At 67.9% G+C, this 24,642-nt stretch carries 20 protein-coding genes; 14 read left to right on the top strand and 6 right to left on the bottom strand.

Annotated features, from left to right (window positions below; translation table 11 throughout):
* Window positions 1-80: 80 nt before the first annotated feature.
* A complete protein-coding gene (hppD, locus tag WS61_RS21975; RefSeq protein ID WP_059503372.1) occupies window positions 81-1,178 on the top strand; it encodes a 4-hydroxyphenylpyruvate dioxygenase in 1,098 nt (365 codons plus the stop codon).
* A gap of 134 nt (window positions 1,179-1,312) precedes the next feature.
* Here hppD and WS61_RS21970 read toward each other — a convergent pair whose 3' ends face one another.
* Window positions 1,313-1,507 (bottom strand): hypothetical protein, encoded by a 195-nt coding sequence (locus WS61_RS21970; protein WP_034209530.1) that lies wholly within the window; start codon window positions 1,505-1,507, stop codon window positions 1,313-1,315.
* Window positions 1,508-1,836: 329 nt separating this feature from the next.
* On the opposite strand from WS61_RS21970, the gene WS61_RS21965 reads away from it, so the two are divergent.
* The gene (locus WS61_RS21965; RefSeq protein ID WP_059503370.1) at window positions 1,837-5,427 is read left to right on the top strand and encodes an indolepyruvate ferredoxin oxidoreductase family protein; all 3,591 of its coding nucleotides are present in this window, start codon (window positions 1,837-1,839) and stop codon (window positions 5,425-5,427) included.
* A 147-nt stretch (window positions 5,428-5,574) separates the two neighbouring features.
* Here WS61_RS21965 and WS61_RS21960 read toward each other — a convergent pair whose 3' ends face one another.
* Window positions 5,575-7,845, bottom strand: coding sequence for an NADP-dependent malic enzyme (locus WS61_RS21960; protein WP_059503368.1), 2,271 nt, complete (start codon window positions 7,843-7,845; stop codon window positions 5,575-5,577).
* A gap of 458 nt (window positions 7,846-8,303) precedes the next feature.
* On the opposite strand from WS61_RS21960, the gene WS61_RS21955 reads away from it, so the two are divergent.
* The 7 genes from WS61_RS21955 (at window position 8,304) to WS61_RS21925 (ending at window position 15,849) form a co-directional block, all read left to right on the top strand.
* Window positions 8,304-8,990, top strand: coding sequence for an orotate phosphoribosyltransferase (locus WS61_RS21955; RefSeq protein ID WP_059503367.1), 687 nt, complete (start codon window positions 8,304-8,306; stop codon window positions 8,988-8,990).
* A gap of 240 nt (window positions 8,991-9,230) precedes the next feature.
* Window positions 9,231-9,827, top strand: a complete 597-nt coding sequence (locus WS61_RS21950) for a YbhB/YbcL family Raf kinase inhibitor-like protein (protein WP_059503365.1) — start codon at window positions 9,231-9,233, stop codon at window positions 9,825-9,827.
* A 214-nt stretch (window positions 9,828-10,041) separates the two neighbouring features.
* On the top strand, window positions 10,042-10,614 hold the full coding sequence (locus tag WS61_RS21945; protein ID WP_027783284.1) for a flavodoxin family protein: 573 nt from the start codon (window positions 10,042-10,044) through the stop codon (window positions 10,612-10,614).
* A gap of 191 nt (window positions 10,615-10,805) precedes the next feature.
* Window positions 10,806-11,756, top strand: coding sequence for an N-acetyl-gamma-glutamyl-phosphate reductase (argC, locus tag WS61_RS21940; protein ID WP_059503363.1), 951 nt, complete (start codon window positions 10,806-10,808; stop codon window positions 11,754-11,756).
* 435 nt (window positions 11,757-12,191) lie between these two features.
* Complete coding sequence (locus WS61_RS21935; protein WP_059503361.1) at window positions 12,192-13,619, top strand: DUF2957 domain-containing protein; 1,428 nt, start codon at window positions 12,192-12,194, stop codon at window positions 13,617-13,619.
* Between the two features lie 142 nt (window positions 13,620-13,761).
* Entirely contained in the window at window positions 13,762-15,003 is a 1,242-nt protein-coding gene (locus WS61_RS21930) for a DUF2957 domain-containing protein (RefSeq protein WP_059503359.1), read from the top strand.
* Between the two features lie 18 nt (window positions 15,004-15,021).
* Window positions 15,022-15,849, top strand: a complete 828-nt coding sequence (locus WS61_RS21925; RefSeq protein ID WP_059503357.1) for an OmpW family protein — start codon at window positions 15,022-15,024, stop codon at window positions 15,847-15,849.
* A 184-nt stretch (window positions 15,850-16,033) separates the two neighbouring features.
* On the opposite strand, the gene WS61_RS21920 is transcribed toward WS61_RS21925, so the two are convergent.
* Window positions 16,034-16,963, bottom strand: a complete 930-nt coding sequence (locus WS61_RS21920) for a LysR family transcriptional regulator (RefSeq protein WP_059503355.1) — start codon at window positions 16,961-16,963, stop codon at window positions 16,034-16,036.
* A gap of 97 nt (window positions 16,964-17,060) precedes the next feature.
* Between WS61_RS21920 and WS61_RS21915 the strand changes: the two genes are divergently transcribed.
* Window positions 17,061-18,344, top strand: coding sequence for an MFS transporter (locus WS61_RS21915; RefSeq protein ID WP_059503353.1), 1,284 nt, complete (start codon window positions 17,061-17,063; stop codon window positions 18,342-18,344).
* A gap of 91 nt (window positions 18,345-18,435) precedes the next feature.
* Here WS61_RS21915 and WS61_RS21910 read toward each other — a convergent pair whose 3' ends face one another.
* Both WS61_RS21910 and WS61_RS21905 read right to left on the bottom strand, forming a co-directional pair.
* Window positions 18,436-19,071, bottom strand: coding sequence for a LysE family translocator (locus WS61_RS21910; protein WP_059503351.1), 636 nt, complete (start codon window positions 19,069-19,071; stop codon window positions 18,436-18,438).
* Window positions 19,072-19,148: 77 nt separating this feature from the next.
* Window positions 19,149-20,225 carry an NAD(P)-dependent oxidoreductase gene (locus tag WS61_RS21905; protein WP_257127324.1) on the bottom strand — a complete coding sequence of 359 codons (1,077 nt, stop codon included), beginning with the start codon at window positions 20,223-20,225 and terminating at the stop codon, window positions 19,149-19,151.
* On the opposite strand from WS61_RS21905, the gene WS61_RS21900 reads away from it, so the two are divergent.
* Window positions 20,115-20,885, top strand: coding sequence for a Mut7-C RNAse domain-containing protein (locus WS61_RS21900; protein ID WP_059503348.1), 771 nt, complete (start codon window positions 20,115-20,117; stop codon window positions 20,883-20,885). The two genes, WS61_RS21905 and WS61_RS21900, sit on opposite strands and share 111 nt — an antisense overlap.
* 79 nt (window positions 20,886-20,964) lie before the next feature.
* On the opposite strand, the gene WS61_RS21895 is transcribed toward WS61_RS21900, so the two are convergent.
* The gene (locus WS61_RS21895; protein ID WP_012327737.1) at window positions 20,965-21,198 is read right to left on the bottom strand and encodes a hypothetical protein; all 234 of its coding nucleotides are present in this window, start codon (window positions 21,196-21,198) and stop codon (window positions 20,965-20,967) included.
* A gap of 359 nt (window positions 21,199-21,557) precedes the next feature.
* Between WS61_RS21895 and WS61_RS21890 the strand changes: the two genes are divergently transcribed.
* Genes WS61_RS21890 through WS61_RS21880 form a run of 3 tightly spaced genes read left to right on the top strand, consistent with a single transcriptional unit; the run spans window position 21,558 to window position 24,640 of the window.
* Window positions 21,558-22,763, top strand: coding sequence for an efflux RND transporter periplasmic adaptor subunit (locus WS61_RS21890; RefSeq protein ID WP_059503346.1), 1,206 nt, complete (start codon window positions 21,558-21,560; stop codon window positions 22,761-22,763).
* Window positions 22,764-22,768: 5 nt separating this feature from the next.
* Window positions 22,769-23,467, top strand: coding sequence for an ABC transporter ATP-binding protein (locus tag WS61_RS21885; protein ID WP_059503344.1), 699 nt, complete (start codon window positions 22,769-22,771; stop codon window positions 23,465-23,467).
* 21 nt (window positions 23,468-23,488) lie between these two features.
* A complete protein-coding gene (locus WS61_RS21880) occupies window positions 23,489-24,640 on the top strand; it encodes an ABC transporter permease (RefSeq protein ID WP_059503342.1) in 1,152 nt (383 codons plus the stop codon).
* The last annotated feature ends 2 nt before the right edge of the window (window positions 24,641-24,642 follow it).

The raw sequence follows: 24,642 nt of genomic DNA, 5'->3' as shown, positions 1-24,642 counted from the left end.
CGCCAACCGGCAAAGCAGCGCGCCAAACGGCGCGCCACCACTGAAGTTTGAAGCAAATCGAAGATATAAGGAGACACGACATGCAGATCCCCACCTGGGACAACCCCGTCGGCACCGACGGCTTCGAATTCATCGAATACACGGCACCGGACCCGAAAGCCCTCGGACAACTGTTCGAACGGATGGGTTTCACCGCGATCGCGCGCCATCGCCACAAGGACGTGACGGTGTACCGCCAGGGCGATATCAATTTCATCATCAACGCCGAACCCGATTCGTTCGCGCAACGCTTCGCGCGGCTGCACGGCCCGTCGATCTGCGCGATCGCGTTCCGCGTGCAGGATGCCGCCAAGGCGTACCAGCACGCGCTGGAGCTCGGCGCATGGGGCTTCGACAACAAGACCGGCCCGATGGAACTGAACATCCCCGCGATCAAGGGCATCGGCGATTCGCTGATCTACTTCGTCGACCGCTGGCGCGGCAAGAACGGCGCACAACCGGGCGCGATCGGCGACATCAGCATCTACGACGTCGACTTCGAACCGATTCCCGGCGCGAACCCGAACCCGGTCGGCCACGGCCTCACCTACATCGACCATCTGACGCACAACGTCCATCGCGGCCGCATGCAGGAATGGGCCGAGTTCTACGAACGCCTGTTCAACTTCCGCGAAGTGCGCTATTTCGACATCGAGGGCAAGGTGACGGGCGTGAAGTCGAAGGCGATGACGTCGCCGTGCGGCAAGATCCGCATCCCGATCAACGAGGAAGGCTCGGATACGGCCGGCCAGATCCAGGAATACCTGGACGCGTATCACGGCGAAGGCATCCAGCACATCGCGCTCGGCGCGAGCGACATCTACCGGGCGGTCGACGGGCTGCGCAGCAAGGAAGTGAAGCTGCTCGACACGATCGACACGTATTACGAGCTGGTCGACCGCCGCGTGCCGAACCACGGCGAATCGCTGGACGAGCTGAAGAAGCGCAAGATCCTGATCGACGGCGCGCGCGACGACCTGCTGCTGCAGATCTTCACCGAAAACCAGATCGGACCGATCTTCTTCGAGATCATCCAGCGCAAGGGCAACCAGGGCTTCGGCGAAGGCAACTTCAAGGCGCTGTTCGAATCGATCGAGCTCGACCAGATCCGCCGCGGCGTCGTGCAGGACAAGGCCTGACGCTGCCGCCGCGCGGCGGCCGCCCGAGTAACCGGGATGGCTACGCGGTCCGGCGGCACAAAGAAAAAGGGCGGGAACCCTCGGATTCCCGCCCTTTTTGCATACCGGCGCAGCCCGCGGGCCGCGCGATCGCATCAACGCACGTTCGCCTTCGACTCGGCGGCACGTTCGGCCGACGGCTGTGCTGCGGTGTCCTGGGCCGGCACGATCTGACGCATCTGCGCGCCGGCTGCCGCCAGTGCGCTCGCGCCGCGCGCGTGCACCGGGCCGGTCATCGCGAAAAACGCGGCGGACACGATCAGGAAACTCTGGATATGACGTGTGTTCATTGCACCTCCTGTAAAACTGCCGGCGCCTCCCCGACTGCGTCGGAACGAACCGACGCGGCCGGGCACCTCCGGCAGGCCGACAAGATTAACGGCATTTGCCGGCAGATCAATGCGGCTTTACATGCTTTTACATGATGTAACGCATCATCCCGCCCTGTTTTGCAGTGCGCCGCCCTCATTTCCCCGCGTTGCGACCGATGGGCGGCGGGTTTGCCCCAGTGCTACCATCCCTTGAAACCGGCGAACATGCCGGCCACTGCTGACGCGTCCAAAAGATGCCGACGCAACCGAAGTTTTGGTGATCCCAGACCGGGTGGAGGAGACAGTTAATGAATGCCCCGCTAGACGCAGACCAACGCGCGTCGCTAGAAGCCGCGCTGAAGTCCGTCACGCTTGACGACAAATACACGCTGGAACGCGGCCGCGCGTACATGAGCGGCATCCAGGCCCTCGTGCGCCTGCCGATGCTCCAGCAGGAACGCGACCGCGCCGCCGGCCTCAATACGGCCGGCTTCATCTCCGGCTACCGCGGCTCGCCGCTCGGCGGCCTCGATCTGTCGCTCTGGAAAGCCAAGCAGCATCTGGCCGCCCATCAGATCGTCTTCCAGCCCGGCCTCAACGAAGACCTCGCCGCCACCGCCGTGTGGGGCTCGCAGCAGGTGAACCTGTACCCGGGCGCAAAATACGACGGCGTGTTCGGCATGTGGTACGGCAAGGGCCCGGGCGTCGATCGCACCGGCGACGTCTTCAAGCACGCGAACTCGGCCGGCTCGTCGCAGCACGGCGGCGTGCTGGTGCTCGCCGGCGACGATCACGCGGCGAAATCGTCGACGCTCGCGCACCAATCCGAACACATCTTCAAGGCCTGCGGGCTGCCGGTGCTGTTTCCGTCCAACGTGCAGGAATATCTCGATTTCGGCCTGCACGGCTGGGCGATGAGCCGCTATTCGGGCCTGTGGGTCGCGCTCAAGTGCGTGACGGACGTCGTCGAATCATCGGCGTCGGTCGACATCGACCCGCATCGTACCGAGATCGTGCTGCCGACCGATTTCATCCTGCCGGAAGGCGGGCTGAACATCCGCTGGCCCGATCCGCCGCTCGTGCAGGAAGCGCGGCTGCTCGACTACAAGTGGTATGCGGCGCTCGCGTACGTGCGCGCGAACAAGCTCGACCGGATCGAGATCGACTCGCCGAATGCGCGCTTCGGGATCATGACCGGCGGCAAGGCGTACCTCGACGTGCGCCAGGCGCTGATCGACCTCGGCCTCGACGACGAAACCTGCGCGCGGATCGGCATCCGGCTCTACAAGGTCGGCTGCGTGTGGCCGCTCGAAGCGCAGGGCGCGCAGGCATTCGCGCGCGGGCTCGACGAAATCCTCGTCGTCGAGGAAAAGCGCCAGATCCTCGAATACGCGATCAAGGAAGAGCTGTACAACTGGCCCGACGCGCAACGCCCGCGCGTGTTCGGCAAGTTCGACGAGAAGGACGGCGCCGGCGGCGAATGGTCGGTGCCGATGGGCAACTGGCTGCTGCCCGCGCACTACGAGCTGTCGCCGGCGATCATCGCGAAGGCGATCGCGACGCGGCTCGACAAGTTCGAATTGCCGTCCGACGTGCGTGCGCGCATCGCCGCGCGGCTCGCGGTGATCAACGCGAAGGAAATGGCGCTCGCGAAGCCGCACGTGCAAACCGAGCGCAAGCCGTGGTTCTGTTCGGGCTGCCCGCACAACACGTCGACCAACGTGCCGGAAGGCTCGCGCGCGATCGCGGGGATCGGCTGCCACTACATGACCGTGTGGATGGACCGCAGCACGAGCACCTTCAGCCAGATGGGCGGCGAAGGCGTGCCGTGGATCGGCCAGGCGCCGTTCACGGACGAAAAGCACGTGTTCGCGAACCTCGGCGACGGCACCTATTTCCATTCGGGCCTGCTCGCGGTGCGCGCGGCGATCTCGTCGAAGGCGAACATCACCTACAAGATCCTCTACAACGACGCGGTGGCAATGACGGGCGGCCAGCCGGTCGACGGCGTGCTGACGGTGCCGCAGATCACGCATCAGCTCGCGTCCGAAGGCGCGAAGAAGATCGTGATCGTCACCGACGAACCGGAGAAGTACGACAGCCAGAAGGCGCTGCTCGCACCGGGCGTGACGATCCATCACCGCGACCAGCTCGACGACGTGCAGCGCGAGCTGCGCGAGATCGAAGGCACGACGATCCTGATCTACGACCAGACCTGCGCGACCGAGAAGCGCCGCCGTCGCAAACGCGGCACGTATCCGGACCCGGCCAAGCGCGTCGTGATCAACGAAGCGGTGTGCGAAGGCTGCGGCGACTGCTCGGTGCAGTCGAACTGCCTGTCGGTCGAGCCGCTGGAAACCGAATTCGGCACGAAGCGCCAGATCAACCAGTCGAGCTGCAACAAGGACTTTTCGTGCGTGAAGGGCTTCTGCCCGAGCTTCGTCACGGTCGAAGGCGGCCAGTTGAAGAAGCCGAAGGCCGTGTCGGTCGACGGCAGCGCATTGCCGCCGATCCCCGAACCGACGCTGCCGGACATCGAGCGCGCGTACGGCGTGCTCGTCACGGGCGTGGGCGGCACGGGCGTCGTGACGATCGGCGCGCTGCTCGGGATGGCCGCGCACCTGGAGAACAAGGGCGTGACCGTGCTCGACGTCACCGGCCTCGCGCAGAAAGGCGGCGCCGTGATGAGCCACGTGCAGATCTCGCACGCGCCGACCGACATCCACGCCACGCGGATCGCGATGGGCGAAGCCGATCTCGTGATCGGCTGCGATGCGATCGTCACGGCCGGCGACGAATGCACGTCGCGGATGCGGCACGACGCGACACGGGTCGTCGTCAACAGCGCGCAGACGCCGACCGCCGAGTTCATCAAGAACCCGAACTGGGCCTTCCCCGGCGTGTCCGCCGAGAACGACATCCGCGCAGCGGCCGGTGACGCGGTCGACTTCATCGACGCGAACCGCTTCGCGGTCGCGCTGCTCGGCGATGCGATCTACACGAACCCGTTCGTGCTCGGCTACGCATGGCAGAAGGGCTGGCTACCGCTGACGCTCGCGTCGCTCGAACGCGCGATCGAGCTGAACGCGGTATCGGTCGAGAAGAACCGCGCGGCGTTCGACTGGGGCCGCCGCGCCGCGTACGATCTCGCCAGCGTAAAGCAGGCCGCGGCCGGCGACGCCCGCCCCGCGCAAGGCGCCACGGTGATCTCGCTGCACACGAAGAAGGCGGTCGACGCGCTGATCGCAAAGCGCGTGGCATTCCTCACCGCGTACCAGAACGCCGCGTACGCGTCGCGTTATGCGGCATTCGTCGACAAGGTGCGCGCCACCGAGCGTGCGCTGGCGGACGGCGACACCGTGCAGGAGCCGCTGACCGAAGCGGTCGCGCGCAACCTGTTCAAGCTGATGGCGTACAAGGACGAATACGAGGTCGCGCGGCTGCAGTCCGATCCTGCGTTCCTCGCGCGCCTGACCGCTCAGTTCGAAGGCGACTGGAAGCTGAAATTCCACCTCGCGCCGCCGCTGTTCGCGAAGACGGATGCGCACGGCCATCTCGTGAAGAAGGCGTACGGCCCGTGGATGATGTCGGCGTTCCGGCTGCTCGCGAAGGCGAAGTTCCTGCGCGGCACGGGGCTCGATCCGTTCGGCCGCACCGCGGAGCGCCGCACCGAGCGCGCGCTGATCGGCGAGTACGAAGCGCTGATCGGCGAGGTGCTGGCCAGGCTGAACGCGGCCAACCGCCCGCTCGCGCTCGAGCTCGCGGCGCTGCCGGACGGCATTCGAGGCTACGGTCACGTGAAGGAGAACAACCTGCGCGCGGTGCGCCAGAAGTGGCACACGCTGCTCGCGAAGTGGCGTTCGCCGGCAGGCGGCGAGTCGCACCAGCAGGTCGCGTAACGGTACGCGGCGGGCGAAGCGTTCGCGGTCGGAACGCCCCGCCCGCGCCGCCCTTTACGGTTCACACGAAAAAAACGCCACGGAACGCAGGTTCCGTGGCGTTTTTCATTGCACCGCGCCTGATGCGCGGCACCCGCGGACGTGAACTTACTTCGTGTTCACGTTCGCGGCGGCAACGGCCGTCATGTTGATGATCCGGCGCACGGTCGCGGCCGGCGTCAGGATGTGGACCGGCTTCGCCGCGCCGAGCAGGAACGGGCCGACCGTCACGCCTTCGCCGCCGACCATCTTCAGCAGGTTGTACGCGATGTTCGCGGCTTCGACGTTCGGCATGATCAGCAGGTTCGCTTCGCCCGACAGCGTCGTGCCCGGGAACGCCTGCTTGCGGATCATTTCCGACAGCGCCGCGTCGCCGTGCATTTCGCCGTCGACTTCGAGGTTCGGCGCACGTTCGACGATCAGCTTGCGGGCCTCGGCCATCCGGCGCGACGACGCCGACGGCGCGCTGCCGAAGTTCGAGTTCGACAGCAGCGCGGCCTTCGGCGCGATGCCGAAGCGCTCGATCTCGGCCGCGGCCTGGATCGTCATGTCGGCGAGCTGGTCGGCGCTCGGCAGTTCGTTCACGTACGTGTCGCACACGAACAGGTTGCGGCCCGGCAGCATCAGCAGGTTCATCGCGGCGAAGTGCTCGGCGCCGTTCGCACGGCCCAGCACCTGCTCGATGAATTTCAGGTGGCTGTGGAACGTGTCGATCATCCCGCAGATCATCCCGTCCGCATCGCCCAGGTGCACCAGCATCGCGCCGATCAGCGTGTTGAACTTGCGCATCGCGGCCTTCGCGACTTCCGGCGTCACGCCGTCGCGCGCGCCGATCTCCTGATACGCCTGCCAGTAGCGGTGGTAGCGCGCATCGTCTTCCGGATCGACGATTTCGAAATCGACGCCGGCCTTCAGCTTCGAGCCGATCTTCGCGAGGCGCATGTCGACGACCGACGGACGGCCGACGATGATCGGCTTCGCGATCTTTTCCAGCAGCACGAACTGCGCGGCGCGCAGCACGCGCTCGTCCTCGCCTTCGGCGAACACGATGCGGGCCTCCTTCTGCTTCGCCGCCGCGAACACCGGGCGCATCACCATGCCGGTGCGGTAGACGGTCGCGCCGAGCTGCTCGCGGTATGCGTCCATGTCCTGGATCGGACGCGTGGCGACACCCGAATCCATCGCGGCCTGGGCGACGGCCGGCGCGATCTTGATGATCAGGCGCGGGTCGAACGGCTTCGGAATCAGGTACTCCGGCCCGAATTCGAGCGAATGGCCTTCATACGCCTTCGCGACTTCCTCGCTCTGGTCGGTTTCCTCGGCCAGCTCGGCGATCGCGCGCACGCACGCGAGCTTCATTTCCTCGGTGATCGTCGTCGCGCCGACGTCGAGCGCGCCGCGGAAGATGAACGGGAAGCACAGCACGTTGTTGACCTGGTTCGGGTAGTCCGAACGGCCGGTCGCGACGATCGCGTCCGGGCGCACGGCCTTCGCGTCTTCCGGGCGGATTTCCGGTTCCGGGTTCGCGAGCGCCAGGATCAGCGGGCGATCGCCCATCGTCTTGACCATGTCCTGCTTCAGCACGCCCGCGCTCGAGCAGCCGAGGAACACGTCCGCGCCGACGATCGCGTCGGCGAGCGTGCGCGCGTCGGTGTTCGCCGCATAGCGCTGCTTCGACGGATCGAGGTTGCCGCGCCCTTCGTAGATCACGCCCTTCGAATCGGCGACGAGGATGTTCGACTTCGTGAGGCCGAGGTTCACCAGCAGGTCCAGACACGCGATCGCTGCGGCGCCCGCGCCCGAGCACACGAGCTTCACTTCCGACAGCTTCTTGCCGACGACCTTCAGGCCGTTCAGGATCGCGGCCGACGCGATGATCGCGGTGCCGTGCTGGTCGTCGTGGAAGACGGGGATCTTCATGCGCTCGCGCAGCTTCTGCTCGATGTAGAAGCATTCCGGCGCCTTGATGTCCTCGAGGTTGATGCCGCCGAGCGTCGGCTCGAGCATCGCGATCGCCTCGACGAGCTTGTCGGGGTCGGATTCCGACAGTTCGATGTCGAACACGTCGATGCCCGCGAATTTCTTGAAGAGGCAGCCCTTGCCTTCCATCACCGGCTTCGCGGCGAGCGGGCCGATGTTGCCCAGACCGAGCACGGCCGTACCGTTCGTGATGACGCCGACGAGGTTGCCGCGCGACGTGTACTTCTGCGCGTCGAGCGGATCGGCGTGGATCGCCTCGCACGCGGCGGCGACGCCCGGCGAATACGCGAGCGACAGATCGAGCTGGTTCGACAGCGGCTTGGTCGGGGTGACCGAAATCTTGCCGGGTTTCGGGTTCAGGTGATAAGCGAGAGCGGCCTGCTTCAGTTGTTCGTCCATGATTGACCTGCGAGAGACATGCGAAATTGTGACGACTCAGTACACAGCACCTTCGGCCGCGTCTGCTTGAATCGAGGGGATGGTCGACTGCGAGACGGCCCGCGACGCGCCGGATCGGCACGCCATCGAACCTTGGCGGATGGCAAGAGGAAAGTACAAAGTACTGAACGATTTCCAAGGGTCGCCTAGTGTACACCCCCTAAATGACCTCTGTTGGTGCACCGCCGCATCCCCGGCATCAGCATCGAACTGGTCGCGCCCGTTTGTTTCGCCGGTGGCGAGCGGCATCGCGAACCCGCGCGAATTCCGCCGAAAACCGGCCTGGATCGGGTAAAATAGCCGGCTACGCGCGCAGCGATGCGATTGGTCCGCCGATCGCGCCCCGGCCCCCCGGGCGGGTTCCCTTGCTGCGCCACCGGGCCCGCGCCCGCTCCTCGCTCATCACCCAAGGAATGCCCATGACAGGCTACGATCGTCAGTCGATCTCGGATACGACCGCCAAAATCCTGCTCGAAGTGCAGGCGGTGCACTTCAATGCCGAAAAACCGTTCATCTTCACGTCCGGCTGGGCAAGCCCCGTCTATATCGACTGCCGCAAGCTGATCTCGTATCCGCGCGTGCGCCGTGCGCTGATGGAAATGGCGGAAACGACGATCACGCGCGACATCGGCTTCGAGCAGATCGACGCGGTGGCGGGCGGCGAGACGGCCGGCATCCCGTTCGCGGCCTGGATCGCGGACCGGATGATGGTGCCGATGCAGTACGTGCGCAAAAAGCCGAAGGGTTTCGGCCGCAATGCGCAGATCGAAGGCCATCTCGAGGAAGGCTCGCGTGTGCTGCTGGTGGAAGACCTGACGACCGACAGCCGCAGCAAGATCAACTTCGTCAACGCGCTGCGCACCGCCGGCGCGAAGGTGAACCACTGCTTCGTGCTGTTCCACTACGACATCTTCAAGGAAAGCGTGTCGGTCCTGAAGGACATCGACGTCGACCTGCACGCGCTCGCCACGTGGTGGGACGTGCTGCGCGTCGCGAAGGCCTCGGGCTACTTCGAGACGAAGACGCTCGACGAAGTCGAGAAATTCCTGCACGCACCGGCCGAGTGGTCGGCCGCGCACGGCGGCGCGACGGCCCCGAAGGAATGACGCCACGCCGGCATGCGTGCCGGCGCACTGGCCGAGAAAGCCGCCTGCTTCATCGCAGGCGGCTTTTTTTCGTCCGCCGACCGGCGCCCTGACCGATCGCAATCGCGCTCGCCGGTGTGCGTCGCTCATCGAACCCTAATGCTAGACTTGATCCATCGCCGCCGTCGGCGGCGCGGGCAACACACAACGCCAACAATGCCGGGAGCCTCGGCCCGGCCCACGTGACGGGAGAAGCGCCATATGCGTGTGGATCGCCGGATCGCTCCGCCTGCGCCATCGGGTCGCCCGTCTCCGCTCCGCCTCCCCGCCCTCCTGTACGCCGCCGTTTTCGCGGTGCTGCCCGCGCATGCGGAAGGCCCGTTCACCGTGACGAGCGACGACCTGACGCCGGGCGCCCGCGTGCGGGCCGCGAACGTGTTCGACCGCGGCGACTGCAAGGGCGCGAACCGCTCGCCGCAACTCGCGTGGCGCAACCCGCCGCCCGGCACGCGCGGCTACGCGGTCACGATGTTCGATCCCGACGCGCCCGGGCACGGCTGGTGGCACTGGGCCGTCGCGGGCATCCCCGCGACCGTCACGAGCCTGCCGGCCGACGCGAGCGCATCCGGCTTCCTGCGCCGCATCGGCGCGAGCGAGGCGCGCAACGATTTCGGGATCGACGGCTACGGCGGCCCGTGCCCGCCGCCCGGCAAGCCGCATCGCTACGTGATCACCGTCTACGCGCTGAAAGGCACCGACCTGCGCGTCTCGCAGGGCCGCCCCGCGCCGATGTTCGAGCATGAAATCGGCACGCTCGCGATCGGCGCCGCGCAACTCACGGTCACTTACGGACAGTAGGCACTCGCGCGCCGCCGCCCGTTGCGTGGCACGATTGCCCGCGCCGGCGAATTTCAGTGCGCGGCCCGCGCGCTTTTTCCCGTCATTTCGGCTTGCTAGACTCGGCAGCACCGGTCGCGGCGCCCCGCCGCGTATCCGTCGCGCCGCCCGCGTGCGGCGCGCGACGCGGCGAGCCTGCGCTCGGCCGTTCCCATCCCTTTCCGGAGAACGCTTCATGTCGAACATCGTCATCGTCTATCACAGCGGCTACGGTCACACGCAGAAACTGGCCGAGGCCGTGCACGCGGGTGCGCAGGATGCCGGCGCCACCGCACGCCTCATCGCCGTCGGCGAGCTCGACGACGCGGGCTGGGCCGCGCTCGACGCGGCGGACGCGATCGTCTTCGGCGCGCCGACCTACATGGGCGGCCCGTCCGCGCAGTTCAAGCAGTTCGCCGATGCCACGTCGAAACCGTGGTTTACGCAGAAATGGAAGGACAAGATCGCCGCGGGTTTCACGAACTCGGCGACGATGAACGGCGACAAGTTCTCGACGATTCAGTATTTCGTCACGCTGGCGATGCAACATGGGATGGTGTGGGTCGGCACGGGCATGATGCCGGCCAACTCGAAGGCGGCCACGCGCAACGACATCAACTACGTCGGCGGCTTCACGGGCCTGCTCGCGCAATCGCCGGCGGACGCGACGCCCGACGAGGGCCCGCTGCCCGGCGACCTCGACACCGCGAAAGCGTTCGGCCGGCGTGTCGCCGACGCGACGGCGCGCTGGGTGGCCGGCGGCCGCTGAGCGCATCCGGACGCCCGCCCGCGCCGCGCCGCCGTCCGTGCGGCGGCGCGGCGCGGGCGGCGTCAAAGGGAGGGACACAAGACGGCCGCCGGCCGTCTTTTTTCGCCCCGTGCGGTGCAGCACCGCCGGATGACGTCTTAAAATGGCGGTTTCAGGGCGCCGCGGCTCCCGTTTCATTCAGTGAGAGCGAAATGAGCACCAAAGTTTTTGTCGACGGCCAGGAAGGCACGACCGGCCTCAAGATCTTCGAATACCTGTCGGCACGCAGCGACATCGAGATCCTGCGCATCGATGAAGCGAAGCGCAAGGACGTCGACGAGCGCCGCCGCCTGATCAACGCGTCGGACGTCACGTTCCTGTGCCTGCCGGATGTCGCGTCGCGCGAATCCGCATCGCTCGTCGAGAATCCGGACACCACGCTGATCGACGCGAGCACCGCGTTCCGCACCCACGCCGACTGGGCCTACGGCCTGCCCGAGCTGACCCGCGCGCAGCGCGAGAAGATTCGTACGTCGAAGCGCATCGCGGTGCCCGGCTGCCACGCATCGGCGTTCGTGCTCGCGATGCGTCCGCTCGTCGATGCGGGCATCGTCGCGCCGACGTTCGCCGCGCACAGCTACTCGATCACCGGCTACAGCGGCGGCGGCAAGTCGATGATCGCCGAGTACGAAGGCGCCGCGCCGGGCGGCAAGCTCGCGAGCCCGCGCCCGTACGCGCTCGGCCTTGCCCACAAGCATCTGCCGGAAATGGCCGCGCATACCGGCCTCGCGCACGCGCCGATCTTCACGCCGATCGTCGGCCCCTTCCTGAAGGGCCTCGCGGTGACGACCTACTTCACGCCCGAGCAGCTCGCGAAGCGCGCGACGCCGCAGGACGTGCAGCGCGTGTTCGCCGAGTACTACGCGGACGAAGCGTTCGTGCGCGTCGCACCGTTCGACGCGGAGGCGAACCTCGACAGCGGCTTCTTCGACGTGCAGGCGAACAACGACACGAACCGCGTCGACCTGTTCGTGTTCGGCAACGCGGAGCGCTTCGTCACGGTCGCGCGCCTCGACAACCTCGGCAAGGGTGCATCGGGCGCCGCGATCCAGTGCATGAACCTCAACATCGGCGCAGCCGAGGACGCGGGCCTCAAACGCTGATTCAACATCGCACGCGATGCAAAGCCGGCCATTGGCCGGCTTTTTATTTACCCGTATCAGTCAATATACAAAAACACGGGGCCGCGCATTTACAAATATTTACAAGCTTTCCATTGCGCGATTACTAGTGAATTAAACCAGCCCTCTTCCTCATCCAGTCAATCCCGAATAGGGATAAACCGGATACCGTCGATTTAAACGCTGCCGTTATACGCGGGAAGGCGCTGCGAGAGCGCGCCGAACGCCGCGCAACCGCTGCCGCGGCAGCTTTCGACGGCCCGTCCCGCGTTTAAATTCTTACCGATTTCCTTATCGGGCAAGGATTCAAATCGCAGATCCCGTTTCAATCGCCTTTTTTAGACGGGTTCATCAATTGACAGCAAAAATCCAGGCGGCGACATTAGCTCGCACAATTAAACGATTGGAGACAGCGGCATGTCGCACGCCTTATCGAAGGGGGTGGCAACGGCCTTTGCCATTGCCCCTTTCCTGGTTGCATGTGGTGGGGGGGACTCCGGTGGCGCGCTCGCGCCGATCGATGCGCCCCAATGTTCCGGCTCGAGCTGCGGCACGCAAGGGCCGCCGCCTTCGCAGCCCATCAACGGCGCACTCTGCCCGGCCAACGCCGATATCGCGAAGAGCACGTATCTCGGCGGCGCAGGTAGCGGCGAGATCGTCAGCGTCAACATCGACGCGGTCGCGATGACGTACACGCTCACGTGGCTCGAATCGCCGATTCCGCTGAAGACGGGCACCGTCACGCCCAGCCGCGTCGGCACGACCATCACGGGCAAGGTCGTCCACCCGCCGGCCGGCACGCTGCCGACCGCCGAGCAGACGCGCTGCGCGTTCGTGCTCACGCCGGGCACCGGCCCCGCGTCGGACGGCTCGACCTATTCGACGGCCGCCGACTTCAACCAGGCGAACCCGCCGATGCTGCTGGTCGGCATGGGCGTGGCGGGCGGCGGCATTCCCGGCGCGACGATCCAGTACGACGGGCTGACGATCGTCCCGGGCGTCGTGCAGAACGTCGGCCAGGTGCCGAACCGTCACTTCGACTTCTATCCGTTCCTCGGCTTCGCGAACACGACGACCGACCTCTCGAAACTGCCGGGCACGTACAACGCGCTGCTCTACCACCTCGTGCCGTCGGGCAACTACGCGACGAAGGGCTCGAATTCGAGCGAGACGTTCGATGCGAACGGCGCGTGCACGTCGAGCGGTTCGGGCGGCTGCCAGACGACCGGCGATCCGTGGAAGACGAGCGCGAAGGGCGGCTACTTCGACAGCACGAAGGCGCCGCAGACGCTGCCGCAGACGCAACTGCCGATCGTCGGCGCGACCGGCAAGTCGGCGACCGCGCACATGGTGATCGGCCAGCTCAACGGCGCGACGGTGCCGGTGATCGTGCGCACGGGCAACGTGAACCTCGGCACGCCGCCGCTGCACCTCGATGCGCAGGTCGACGACGAATCGGGCATCGCGGTGCTCGGCGCGGCGACGGCGATCACGTCGGGCGCGATCGACGGCGGCTACGCGGGCGCGGACTCGAACTTCAAGTACACGGCCGCGCTGATCCGCGGCAGCAACGCGTCGTTCATCAACCCGTCCACGCAGGCCGAGGAAGACGGCTTCACGCTCGACTACGGCCAGACGACGCCGGGCCTGCTGAACGCGACGACGATACCGAAGCCGCCGCCCGGCACGAACTACCCGTCCGCATCGGGCGTCGTGATCGCGACGGGCGGGCTGTACGCGGCGCTGATCCAGGGCACGGTGAACGGCGGCGTCACGTCGACGTCGGCGAATTCGACGACATCGTCGACCCCGTACTTCGGCGTGGGCGCGCAGATCAGCAAGTAGCGATCGAGGGCGCGGCGGCCGGCCCGCCGCCGCGCGCAGGGAAGGCACGAAGGCGCTCGGCTCGGCGCCGGCAGGACGAGCACACGACAGAAGCGGCCGACAGGGAGCTGGCCGCCGCACAAGACAAATCTGGAGGAGCAACATGAAGCGCAACCTCATTCTGGCGGCGGCCCTTGCCGCCCCCCTTCTTTCCGCATGCGGCGGCGGCAGCGACAATCCGCCGCCGCTCGTCGAAGAGCGGCTTTGCCCCGCCACGCTCGACTACAACACCGTGTTTACGGGCGGCGCGGGCAGCGGCGAACTCGCGAAGGTCCAGCTCGACACGACCAAGATGACCTGGCAGGTCACCTATGTCGAATCGCCGGTGCCGCAAAAGACCGGCACCGTCGTGCCGACCCGCGCGGGCACCGTCGACAGCGGCACGCTCACGCAGGAAACGCTGTTGCCGACCAACAAGCTGAACCAGTGCGCGTTCCGTCTGAACGGCGCGAGCCTCGATGCGTCGCGTCCGGCGCGCATCTTCGTCGGCTTCGGCGTGGCGGGCGGCACGATTCCCGGCAAGGAGATCCAGTTCGACGGCGTGCTCGGCCAGGCCGCGGTGCCCGACACGAAATTCCCGTACTACCCGTTCATCGGCTTCTCGTCGATCGAAACCGACATCACGAAGGTCGCGGGCACGTACAGCCACATCGGCTTCGGCGAAGTGCCGTCGCAGAAATTCGCGCCGGCATCGATCGACGCGAAGGTGACGATCAACGCGGACGGCACGTGGACCAAGTGCGACACGACCGGCCAGTTTGCCGGCGGCGCATGCGCGCAGCAGGGCACGAACTTCGTGCAGTCGGCCGACGGCAGCGGCGCGTTCCAGTCGAACAACTACGCGAGCCAGTTGAAGCCGACGCTGTCGGCGACCCCGCAGGGCAAGGGCTTCATGATCGTCGGCAAGCTGCGCAACCAGCTCGTGCCGATCCTCGTGCGCACGGGGGTCGCGAACCCGAACCCGACGCCCGACAGCAACGGCGTGCCGGGCCTGACCGCCGACGACGAATCGAGCATCTCGATCCTCGCGCCGCAGACGGCCGTGGCGGCCGGCTCGCAGAACGGCGAGTACATCGGCGTCGACAGCCAGTTCGATTACCGGACCACCGCGCTGATCGACAAGCAGGCCACGCTGCTCGACCCGTTCCAGCCGTCGCAGGCGTCGCTCGCCACCGCGCTCGACCTCGACTACACGCAGAAGGTGCCGGGCACGGTCACGACGATCCACACGGGTTCGGGCAGCACGTCGCCGACCGGCAAGTTCATCTTCACGGGTGGCGTGTTCGGTTTCCTCGACAACGCGGGATCGACGCCGTATTTCACGATCGGCGCATTCGTCCAGTAAGCGGAGGGAGAAGCCGTGATGAAGAAAACCCTTCTCTGCGCGGCGGCGGCCGCCGCCGCGCCGCTCGCGGCGCACGCGCAGAGCGCCGGCAGCAACGTCGTCACGCTGGGCTGGTTCCACATCATGCCGCAGCAGAGCAGCACGCCGATGACGACCAACGTCGCGCCGACGCCGATCAACACGCCGCTGCGGCTGCCGCCGTCGTTCACGTCGCCGGGCACGGGGCTGCACACGAGCGGCGCCGACACCGTCGGCCTGACGGTCAGCCACTTCCTGACCGACCACATCGCGGTCACGTCGGTGGCGGGCGTGCCGCCGGTGTTCAAGGTATCGGGCCAGGGCACGATCAAGCCGCCCGGCCCCGCCGGCGCGCTCGGCACGCAGAACATCGGGCTGGGATCGGTCAACCCGATCGTGAAGAGCGTGCGGCAGTGGAGCCCGGCGGTGATCCTGCAGTACTACTTCGGGCAGGCCACCGCGAAGTTCCGTCCGTTCCTCGGCCTCGGCGTGTCGTACAACTGGTTCAGCGACCTGCAGCTCAACACGAACTTCATCAAGCAGACGCAGGACAACCTCGGTGCGATCCTTGCGGCGGGCGCGGGCAAGCCGGGGACGACCTCGGTGGAAGCGAAGGCGTCGTCGTCGTGGCAGCCGGTGTTCAACGCAGGCCTGCAGTACAACCTGACCGAACACTTCGGGCTGGTCGCATCGGTGACCTACATCCCGCTGAAGACGACGTCGACGGTGACGATCAAGGCGGCCGACGGCTCGGTGCTCGCCGAGTCGAAATCGGACCTGAAGGCGGACCCGATCATCAGCTACGTCGGGATGACCTACAAGTTCTGAGCGCGGCGAGGGCCGGCAAATGGAGCGCCGCGACACAATCGCAGGCAAAAAAAAGCCCGCCTAAGCGGCGGGCTGAATCCATATCAGAGGAGACATGGAGGAGACAGGTACAACTATAGCGAATCGGTTTCCGCAATGCAACATTTCCGTAGAGAAAATAAGGATTTTCCCTCGAACGCGGCCTCTAGTTCGCCGTGACGGCACCTGACCCCTTCCCGTTCTCCCGTTCGAGTACCTCGCCCAGCGCGTCGCGCAGCAGCGCGACCGGCCGCACCAGCCGGCCCGGCAACGTGCCGTGCACGATCCACACGTTGATCCGCGTTTCCAGCCCCGTCGTTTCCACCACCCTCAGCGCATCGCGATGCGCGCTGCGCGCCAGCGCGTTCGGCGGCGCGATCCCGATGCCGGCGCCGCGCGCGACGAGCGACAACTGCAACTCCGAGCCGAATGCCTCGACCGCGACATCGAACGGCAGCCCGGCCGCGCCGAGCGCCCGGCTCAGCGCCGAACGCATCCCGCAGCCGTCCTGGCTCAGCACCCACGGAAAACCCGACAGCGTGTCGAGCGACAGCGGGCCCGCCGGCAGCGGGAAATCGCGCGCGGCGACGAGCACCGTCGGCTGCGTGGCGAGCAGCGTCGCCGTCAACGCGTCCGGTAGCGCCGCGCTCGCCGGCACCATCACGGTGGCGACGTCGAGCGCACCGCGCTCGACGCCCTGCACCAGCGCAGGCGACCAGCCGGCCGTCACGCGCAGCGTGAGGCGCGGGAACGCATCGCGCAGCCGATCGATCGGCCGCTCCAGCGCGAGCTCGGACAGAAACGGCGGCACGCCGATGCGCAGCTCGCCCGACGGTTCGCCGTCCGGCGCGCCCGCCGCCATCAGCTCGTCGACCGCGCCGAGCACGTTGCGCGCGAGCGCGTAGACGTCGCGCCCGGCCGCGGTCGGCTTCAGCGGCTTGCTCTGCCGCTCGAGCAACGGCACGCCGAGCAGCGATTCGAGGTTCTGCACGCGCCGCGTCAGGCCCGGCTGCGTCAGATGAAGCTTCGCGGCCGCGGCAACCATCGACCCGCTGTCGACGACCGCGACGAACGCCTGGAGATCACGCGTATTCAAAACAAACTCGCATAATCATGTTAGACATATTTCAATTGTCGCATAAACACCGGGGACCTACGATGGGAATTCCTTCGACCTCCCCGTCAGGCTTCCGATGAACTGCCCTGCCAACCGTTGCTCCGCCCCCGTTTCCTCGTCCGTCGCCGCGCCGCCCGCGCTGAGCACCGGCATGACGCTGTTCTTCGCCGCGACGGTCGGCGTGATCGTGATGGATCTGTTCGCCGCGCAACCGCTGACCGGCCCGATCAGCGCGGACCTGCACCTGCCGCCCGGCCTCGCCGGGCTCGTCGCGATGCTGCCGCAACTCGGCTACGCGGCCGGCCTCGCATTGCTCGTGCCGCTGGTCGACCTGCTCGAGAACCGCCGCCTGATCGTCGCGACGCTCGCCGTCTGCGCGGCGGCGCTCGCGCTGCCCGCCTTCACGCGCTCGGGCACCGTGTTCCTGCTCGCGACGCTCGCGGCCGGCGCCGCGTCGAGCGTGATCCAGATGCTCGTGCCGATGGCCGCGTCGATGGCGCCCGAAGCGCAGCGCGGCCGCGCGGTCGGCAACGTGATGAGCGGGCTGATGCTCGGGATCCTGCTGTCGCGGCCGCTCGCGAGCCTGATCGCGGGATCGGCCGGCTGGCGCGCGTTCTATCTGCTGGCCGCGCTCGCGAACGCGGCGATCGCCGTCGTGCTCGCGCTGCGCCTGCCGACGCGCACGCCGTCGATCACGGCCGGCTACCGCGCGTTGCTCGCATCGATGGGACGCCTGCTCGCCGACGAGCCGGTGCTGCGCCGGCATGCGCTGTCGGCCGCGCTCGCGATGGCCGCGTTCAGCGCGTTCTGGACCGCCGTCGGGCTGCGGCTCGCGCAGCCGCCGTTCGCGCTCGATCTGCATGGGATCGCGCTGTTCGCGTTCGCCGGCGCCAGCGGCGCGATCGTCACGCCGCTCGCCGGCCGCGCGGGCGACCGCGGTCACGGCCCGGCCGCGCAGCGGCTCGCGCACGGCACGATGCTCGCGGCGCTCACCGTGCTCGGGATCGCCGGCGCCGGCTGGTTCGGCTTCGACGCGCATGCGCATCGCGGCGTCGCGCTCGCGCTGCTGGCCGGCGGCGCGGCACTGCTCGATGCGGGCGTGATCGTCGACCAGACGATCGGCCGTCGCGCGATCAACCTGCTGAACCCGGCCGCGCGCGGACGCCTGAACGGGCTGTTCGTCGGGCTGTTCTTCGTCGGCGGCGCGCTCGGCGCGGCGCTCGCGGGCAGCGCGTGGGCATGGGGCGGATGGAGCGCAGTGTGCGGTGTCGGGTTCGCGTTCGCCGGCGCGGCGGCCGTGTTCGGGCTGACGGCCGGACGCGGCGCCGGCGCGGTGGCGCTGGATCGCCCGCGTGCGTAAGCGGACAGCGGTGCGACGCGGCGCCCGAAAACTGAACGCCCCGCCCTCTTGCGAGGGACGGGGCGTTCGGTACGCCGGTGCGGGCCGGGAATCAGTGACGAACCAGCGCCATCATCGCGCCGAAGCCGACGAACAGCCCGCCCGTCAGCCGGTTGAACACCTTCGCGACGCTCTGGCTCTTCAGCGTGGCGCCGATGCGCGTGCCGAACGCCGCGTAGACGAGATACCAGCTCACTTCGATCGCCGCGAACGTGACGACGAGGATGCCGAACTGCGGCAACGTAGGCTCGGCCGCGTTGATGAACTGCGGCAGCAGCGCGGCTGCGAACAGGATCGCCTTCGGATTGCTGCCCGCGACCAGGAAGCCATTGCGGAACAGCGCCACGCGCGACGCCGACGCCCCTTGCGACACGGCATCGGCGTCGGCCGCCGGCGCGTCGTCCACGCGTGCGCGCCACGCCTTCACGCCGAGATAGATCAGATAGGCCGCGCCCGCGAAGCGCAGCGCGTTGAACATCGCCGGCCATGCCTCGAGCACCGCGCCGAGCCCCGCCGCGGATACCGCGAGCATCAGCACCAGCGCGCTCAGGCAACCGGCCATCGTCGCGGACGAGCGCCGCAGCCCGTGCCGCGCGCCGTGCGTCATCACGAGCAGCATGTTCGGGCCCGGAATCGCCGACACGACGAACACCGTCGCCACGAAAAGCCACCACGTATGCAAGTTCATGAACTGCCTCTGCCTGGAATGATGTAAGGGAAAACGGACTGCCGATTATGCCGTGCGCACGGCGCTTCTGTCGCGTGTCAGCGGCCGGCGCGGCGCAGCGCGGCCTCGCCGAGCACCGCGAAATCCTGGTCGCCGCCGCCGTGCGCGAGCACGTCGAGCAGGCTGTCGCGCACGACGCTCGCCACCGGCAGCGGCACCGACGTCGCATCGCCGGCCTCCAGCGCGAGCCGGACGTCCTTCAGCCCGAGCCGCGCCTTGAAACGCGCGGGCTCGTAGCGCCGCTCCGCGATCATCGCGCCGTAGCCTTCGTAGACGGGCCCCGGGAACACGCTGCTGGTGATCACGTCGAGGAAATCGCGCATCGCGACGCCGTGCGCGCCCAGCAGCGCGGACGCCTCGCCGAGCGTCTCGATCGCCGACGCGAGCGTGAAATTCGCGGCGATCTTCGCGACGTTCGCGTGCTGCGGCAACGAACCGAAGCGCCAGGTCTTCTGGCCGATCGCGTCGAACAGCGGCTGCACGCGGTCGATTGCCTCGGCCGGGCCGCCCGCCATGATCGTCAGGCGCGCGGCGGCCGCGACGTCGGGCCGCCCCATCACCGGCGCGGCGACGTAGTCGATGCCGCGCGACGCATGCGCGTGCGCGAGCGATTCGGCGAGCGCGACCGACACCGTCGCCATGTTCACGTGGATCAGCCCGCGCGGCGCCTGGGCCAGCAGCGCGTCGTCGAATACCGCGCGCGCGGCCGTATCGTCGCCGAGCATCGAGAACACGGCGTCGCCGCGAAACGCGTCGGCCGGCGTGTCGACGACACGCGCGCCGACTGCCGCCAGCGGCTCGGCCCGCTCGCGCGACCGGTTCCAGACCCGCACCGTGTGGCCCGCCTTCAGCAGGTTCGTCGCGATCGCCTGCCCCATTTCGCCCAGCCCGATAAACCCGAGATCCATGTCCCGCTCCTTCGCTCCGTGAAGCCGCGAGTTAAACACAGATGCCGGCGCTTTGCAGCGCCTGCCGCCGACCGGGCGCGGTGCGATACTGCACGGATGACGACCGCGACCTTCCGCTTTCACGGCGAACTGAACGCCTTTCTCGCGCGCCCGCAGCGCGATCGGACGTTCGCGCACGCGTACGCCCGCGATGCGACGGCGAAGCATGCGATCGAGGCGCTCGGCGTCCCGCATACCGAAATCGGCCGGCTGTGCGTGAACGACGCGCCGGCCGCGCTCGACCGGCCGCTCGACGACGGCGACCGCGTCGAGGTCTTTCCCCAGCGCGCACGGCCGGCGGCCAATGGCGCGGCCGCGCGGCAACCGGCGTCATGGCGCTTCGTTGCCGACGCGCATCTCGGCGGCCTCGCGCAACTGCTGCGCCTCGCCGGTTTCGACACCTGCTACGACAACCACTACCGCGACGATGAACTCGCGGCGCTCGCCGAGCGGGAGAACCGGATCGTGCTGACACGCGACCGCGAGCTGCTGAAGCGGCGCGCGGTCGCGCGCGGCTGCTATCTCCATGCGCTGCAGCCGGCCGACCAGTTGCGCGAACTGTTCGAGCGGCTCGATCTCGCGCCGCACATGCGGCCGTTCCGGCTGTGCCTGCGCTGCAACGCGCCGCTGCATCCGCTCGATGCGGCGGCCGCGGCACCGCGCGTGCCGGCCGGCATCCGGCAGCGGCACCGGCGCTTCGCCGCGTGCGACGTGTGCCGGCGCGTGTTCTGGGAAGGCTCGCACTGGCGGCGCATGCGCGCGGTGGTCGACGCGATGCGCATGCCGCCGCCCGCCCGGCTCGACGAACCCGCCGAACCCGGTGCCTGAAAAAACGAAACCCCGCATGCCGGAGCATGCGGGGTTGGCAGACCGGTGACCGGCAACGCCGGCCGTGGCGGCGAACCGCTTAGTTCTGCGTGCCTGCGTCGTTCGTGCCGGCAGCCGATGCGGCTGCAGCCTTCGCCTGGCCCTTCTTCGAACCGTGGTGCTTCAGTTGGTGCTTCGGCTTGCTGTGATCCTTCTTGGCCGGTGCCGAAGCGGCGGCCGACGTGTCGGCTGCCGGCGCGGACGCCTGTGCGAATGCCGAAACCGATGCGAGTGCGAATGCTGCGGCGATGATCGAAGCGAGCGTCTTCTTCATTGTTCTTCCTTTAGCGGAGAAAAAATCAAACGTACCGGTAATCAAAGATGCGAGGCATTCGCACCGGAGCCCCAGGCCGCGAGGCCGGCTTTCGCCGTTTCCGTCGCGACAAAACCTGACGCACTGGTTCCATAACGCACTGCGTTCGCAGCAAGTTGACACGTTGCTTGCATCCTCGGGTTTCCCCGGGGGCAGGCGCGTCGGCCGGCGCCGGCAGGCCGGACAGGCCGCCGCCGCACGGCGCCGCAAACCGGCTCGCGCGACGCCGGGGCGGCGCTTATACTGGCGTCCATCCGTCCCTTTCCCCGGAAACCGGATCGCGCCGGTCACACGACCGCCGCCGTCTCGAGGCGCTCAAATTGCCCGATCACAATCTGGACAAACTGAAAATCGACCGGCGTCCGATCGCACCGGTGCCGCGCCGGCGGCGGTGGGTCCGCTATGCGGTCGCCGCCGCGCTGATCGTCATCGCGATCGTCGCCGGCCTCGCGCTCACCGGTCGGCCGACCGTCGACACTACGTCCGTCACGTCCGCCTATCCGTACCAGAACGACACGCAGCTCAACGCGACCGGCTACGTCGTGCCGCAACGCAAGGCCGCGGTCGCGTCGAAGGGCCAGGGGCGCGTCGAATGGCTCGGCGTGCTCGAAGGCACGCGCGTGAAGCAGGACGAGATCATCGCGCGGCTCGAAAGCAGCGACGTGCAGGCGTCGCTTGCCCAGGCGCGCGCGCAGGTGCAGGTCTCCCGCGCGAACCTCGGCGTCGCGCAGGCGGAACTCAAGGATGCGGAGATCGCGCTGCGCCGCACCGCCGCGCTCGCGCCGCGCGGCGCCGTGCCGGCCGCGCAGCTCGACACCGACACGGCCCGCGTGAACAAGGCGCGCGCGACGCTCAATAGCGACCGGGCCGCGATCGCGTCCGCCGAAGCGAACGCGCAGGCCGCGCAGGTCGCGGTCGACCAGACGGTGATCCGCGCGCCGTTCGACGGCATCGTGCTCGCCAAGCACGCGAACGTGGGCGACAACATCACGCCGTTCTCGTCCGCGTCGGACAGCAAGGGCGCGGTCGTGACGATCGCCGACATGGAGACGCTCGAGGTCGAGGCCGACGTCGCCGAATCGAACATCGCGAAGATCCGCGCCGAGCAGCCGTGCGAGATCCAGCTCGACGCGCTGCCCGACATGCGCTTCGCCGGCCGCGTGTCGCGGATCGTGCCGACCGTCGACCGCTCGAAGGCCACCGTGCTCGTGAAGGTGCGCTTCGTCGACCGCGACGAGCGCGTGCTGCCCGACATGAGCGCGAAGATCGCATTCCTGTCGAAGCCGGCGTCGCCGCAGGACCGGCAGCCGGTGACCGCCGTGCAGGCGAGCGCCGTGGTCGAGCGCGACGGCCGGCCGGTCGTGTTCGTCGTGAAGGACGACGCCGTGCATGCGGTGGCCGTGACGCGCGGCATGCGGATCGGCGAGCTGGTGGCGATCCGTGGCGTGAAACCCGGCGACACGGTCGTGCTCGCGCCGGGCGCGAAGCTGAAGGACGGCGCGAAAGTGACCGTCGCGAAGAAGTAGCGCGCGTGAACGACGCCCCGCCGCCCCTCGTCGAGATCAGCCACGTCGCGAAGTCGTACCGGCGCGGCAACCAGATCGTGCCCGTGCTGACCGACATCTCGCTCGACATCGGCGAAGGCGACTTCGTCGCGCTGATGGGACCGTCCGGCTCCGGCAAGAGCACGCTGCTGAACCTCGTGGCCGGCATCGACCGGCCCGACAGCGGCGAGTTGCGCGTCGGCGGCCTCGACATCTCGCAACTCGCCGAGGCGCAACTGGCCGAATGGCGCGCCGCGAACGTCGGCTTCATCTTCCAGTTCTACAACCTGATGCCCGTGCTCACCGCGTTCGAGAACGTCGAGCTGCCGCTGATGCTCACGCACCTGTCGCGCCGCGAACGACGCGAGCGCGTCGAGCTCGTGCTCGACATGGTGAATCTCGGCGATCGCACGCGCCATTACCCGTCCGAGCTGTCGGGCGGCCAGCAGCAGCGCGTCGCGATCGCGCGCGCGCTGATCACCGATCCCGTGCTGATCGTCGCCGACGAGCCGACCGGCGACCTCGACCGCACGTCGGCCACCGACGTGCTCGCGATGCTGCAGCGGATGAACGCCGAACTCGGCAAGACGATCATCATGGTGACGCACGACGCGCATGCGGCCGGCGCCGCGCGTTCGCTCGTGCATCTGGAAAAAGGGGAGCTGATCGATGGGCACGCCGGCTGACCGGCGGCGGGAGCGCGCAAGATGGTCGTGAAGCTGATCGCGCGCAACGCGCTGCGGCACCGGCTGCGCACGCTCCTGACCGTACTCGGGCTGACCATCGCGGTGCTCGCGTTCGGGCTGCTGCATACGGTGGTCGACGCGTGGTACGCGGGCGCGGCGGCCGCGTCCAGCGGCCGGCTCGTCACCCGCAACGCGATCTCGCTGGTGTTTCCGCTGCCGGTGAGCGACGAGAACCGGATCCGCGGCGTCGACGGCGTGACGGCCGTGGTCCGCTCGAACTGGTTCGGCGGCATCTACCGCGACCCGAAGAACTTCTTCGCGAGCTTCGCGGTATCGGACAACTATCTCGACCTGTATCCCGAATTCATCCTGCCGGCACAGCAGCGCGCGGACTACGACCGCGACCGCCGCGGCTGCCTCGTGGGCCGCCAGCTCGCGACGCAATTCGGCTTCAAGGTCGGCGACGTGATCCCGCTGAAGGGCACGATCTATCCGGGCACGTGGGATTTCGTCGTGCGCGGGATTCTCGACGGCCGCGACGATTCGACGATCACGCGCCAGTTGGTGTTCCACTGGGATTACCTGAACGAGACGGTGCGCAAGCGCACGCCGAAGCAGGCCGACCAGGTCGGCGTGTTCGTGCTCGGCATCGCGAACCCCGACGACGGCGCGTCGATCGCGCGCAACGTCGACGCGGTGTTCAAGAACTCGCTCGCCGAAACGCTGACCGAGACCGAACAGGCGTTCCAGCTCGGCTTCGTCGCGATGTCGAACCAGATCATCGCGGCGATCCGCCTCGTGTCGTACGTGGTGATCCTGATCATCATGGCCGTGATGGCCAACGCGATGGCGATGAGCGCGCGCGAGCGCACGGCCGAATACGCGACGCTGAAGGCGCTCGGCTTCGGCCCCGGGTTCCTCGCGCTGATCGTGTTCGGCGAATCGGTCGCGATCGCGGTGGCCGGCGGCGGGCTCGGCATCCTCGCGACGCCGCCCGCCGCGAGCCTGTTCAAGCAGGCGGCCGGCGGCATCTTCCCGGTGTTCAAGGTGTCGACCGAGACGGTCGTGCTGCAGGCCGCGTGCTCGGTCGCGGTCGGCCTCGCGGCCGCGCTCGTGCCGGCATGGCAGGCCGCGCGCGTGCGCGTCGTCGAAGGCCTGCGGGCGATCGGATAGAG

Source organism: Burkholderia sp. ABCPW 11, assembly GCF_001523445.1.
In the GTDB taxonomy this organism is placed as follows: Bacteria; Pseudomonadota; Gammaproteobacteria; order Burkholderiales; family Burkholderiaceae; genus Burkholderia.
This window is presented reverse-complemented; position numbering and strand designations above follow the sequence as displayed.

What these genes read in the sequence shown, in the direction of transcription:
- WS61_RS21970 (WP_034209530.1), bottom strand. Translation starts at nt 1,507, where the DNA reads ATGAACACACGTCATATCCAGAGTTTCCTGATCGTGTCCGCCGCGTTT.
- WS61_RS21925 (WP_059503357.1), top strand. Translation starts at nt 15,022, where the DNA reads ATGAAGAAAACCCTTCTCTGCGCGGCGGCGGCCGCCGCCGCGCCGCTC.
- WS61_RS21910 (WP_059503351.1), bottom strand. Translation starts at nt 19,071, where the DNA reads ATGAACTTGCATACGTGGTGGCTTTTCGTGGCGACGGTGTTCGTCGTG.
- argC (WP_059503363.1), top strand. Translation starts at nt 10,806, where the DNA reads ATGAGCACCAAAGTTTTTGTCGACGGCCAGGAAGGCACGACCGGCCTC.
- WS61_RS21900 (WP_059503348.1), top strand. Translation starts at nt 20,115, where the DNA reads ATGACGACCGCGACCTTCCGCTTTCACGGCGAACTGAACGCCTTTCTC.
- WS61_RS21935 (WP_059503361.1), top strand. Translation starts at nt 12,192, where the DNA reads ATGTCGCACGCCTTATCGAAGGGGGTGGCAACGGCCTTTGCCATTGCC.
- WS61_RS21905 (WP_257127324.1), bottom strand. Translation starts at nt 20,225, where the DNA reads ATGCTTCGCCGTCGCATCGCGGGCGTACGCGTGCGCGAACGTCCGATC.
- WS61_RS21945 (WP_027783284.1), top strand. Translation starts at nt 10,042, where the DNA reads ATGTCGAACATCGTCATCGTCTATCACAGCGGCTACGGTCACACGCAG.
- WS61_RS21895 (WP_012327737.1), bottom strand. Translation starts at nt 21,198, where the DNA reads ATGAAGAAGACGCTCGCTTCGATCATCGCCGCAGCATTCGCACTCGCA.
- WS61_RS21915 (WP_059503353.1), top strand. Translation starts at nt 17,061, where the DNA reads ATGAACTGCCCTGCCAACCGTTGCTCCGCCCCCGTTTCCTCGTCCGTC.
- WS61_RS21950 (WP_059503365.1), top strand. Translation starts at nt 9,231, where the DNA reads ATGCGTGTGGATCGCCGGATCGCTCCGCCTGCGCCATCGGGTCGCCCG.
- hppD (WP_059503372.1), top strand. Translation starts at nt 81, where the DNA reads ATGCAGATCCCCACCTGGGACAACCCCGTCGGCACCGACGGCTTCGAA.
- WS61_RS21930 (WP_059503359.1), top strand. Translation starts at nt 13,762, where the DNA reads ATGAAGCGCAACCTCATTCTGGCGGCGGCCCTTGCCGCCCCCCTTCTT.
- WS61_RS21965 (WP_059503370.1), top strand. Translation starts at nt 1,837, where the DNA reads ATGAATGCCCCGCTAGACGCAGACCAACGCGCGTCGCTAGAAGCCGCG.
- WS61_RS21955 (WP_059503367.1), top strand. Translation starts at nt 8,304, where the DNA reads ATGACAGGCTACGATCGTCAGTCGATCTCGGATACGACCGCCAAAATC.
- WS61_RS21960 (WP_059503368.1), bottom strand. Translation starts at nt 7,845, where the DNA reads ATGGACGAACAACTGAAGCAGGCCGCTCTCGCTTATCACCTGAACCCG.
- WS61_RS21880 (WP_059503342.1), top strand. Translation starts at nt 23,489, where the DNA reads ATGGTCGTGAAGCTGATCGCGCGCAACGCGCTGCGGCACCGGCTGCGC.